Annotated in this window: 1 protein-coding gene; it reads left to right on the forward strand. The window is 24.5% G+C overall.

The features are described from left to right. Positions 1-210 precede the first annotated feature (210 nt). A partial coding sequence (locus tag FGQ49_RS10215) for a LicD family protein (protein WP_138269761.1) occupies positions 211-1,493 on the forward strand: 1,283 nt, incomplete at its 3' end.

Consider the following 1,493-nt stretch of genomic DNA (forward strand, 5'->3'; position numbering starts at 1 on the left):
CTAGAGTACTTGTCTGGAGACGGACTGGGAGGGTAGGTAGTCGCGGGGTTTTTTTATTATTTATAATATTATATTTAATTTTAGAACTAATACAAAATGAGAAATATTATTTTTTTATTTGTATTAGCTTTAAAGTTTTAAAATTTGAATTTTTTTATTGTATATGCTAAAATATATAAAATATAAGACTAAGATTTATAGGAGATTTACATGATAAATTTAGATAGTTTAGAAATTAAATCAAATGCAGATAAAGTTTTTAATGTAATAAAACAACTAGAGTTAGATATTTTAGAAGAAATAGATAAAATATGTAGAAAAAATAAAATTGAATATTCTATTGGAGGAGGCACTATGTTAGGCGCTATTAGACATGGAGGCTTTATTCCTTGGGATGATGATATTGATATAGAATTAACAGCTGAAAATTATGAAAAACTTATTGAAGCTTGTAAAAAAGATTTAAATACTAAAAAATATACATTATTAACAAATGAAACAAATCCAAAATTTAATGATTTTCCGGCAAAGATTTTGTTAAAAAATACTATTGCTAGAAGTAAATCTGCAAGAAACGCGAATTTACCATTAACTTTATGTGTTGATATTTTTAAGTTAGATAATATGCCTAATGATTTTGAAAAGAGAAAAGAAATTGCACATAAATTATTTAACTTACGACAATGTATGTTTTGTAAGACATATAATAATATTACATTTTTAAAAGACCCAAATGATAGGCAAGGTAAAAATTTAAAATATATAAAATATGTGTCTCGTCCAGCTTTATATAAAAAAATAAAAAAGCTCGAAAAACAATGCAATGAATTGTATAAGGATTCAGATTATTTATATGATAATTGTATCTATCATGTAGGATATTATGGAGAACCAAATTTTGATAAAACGGGGTATGAGGATGTTAAATTTGAAAATTTAACTGTTAGGAAATTTAAACAGCATCACGAATATCTATGTAATTTATTTGGTGATGATTATATGGAAATGCCTCCAGTTGAAAGTAGAATGACCCATCATAATTATGTAGAATTTGATTTAGGGCCATATGCAAAGATGTATGATTTACCTGATGATTATGAAAAATATATGATTAATTCTTTGGATGGGGATAGATTATCTAGAATGAAAAATTTATGCCTTGATATGTTGGATGAAGTTGATAGAATATGTAAAAAATATGATATAAAATATTTTTTAAGTGGTGATGATTTAATATTTAAAGCTAAAAATATTGAGGAAATGTCTAATTTATGGCGTAAAGATGTAGGAATATTAATGGATTTTAATAATTTAAAGAAGTTTAATAGTGTAGTTGAAAATGAACTTGATGAAAAGTATTTCTATCAAACAGAAGAAACAGATTCTGAATATTTCTATGCTTATCCTAAAATAAGGCTTAAAGATACTTATTTAAAAGATAAAAGATTAGTCCCTGCTAAAATAAATGAAGGATTATGGATTAATATTGGTAT

This window comes from Anaerofustis stercorihominis (genome assembly GCF_005844425.1).
Classification (GTDB): Bacteria; Bacillota; Clostridia; order Eubacteriales; family Anaerofustaceae; genus Anaerofustis; species Anaerofustis butyriciformans.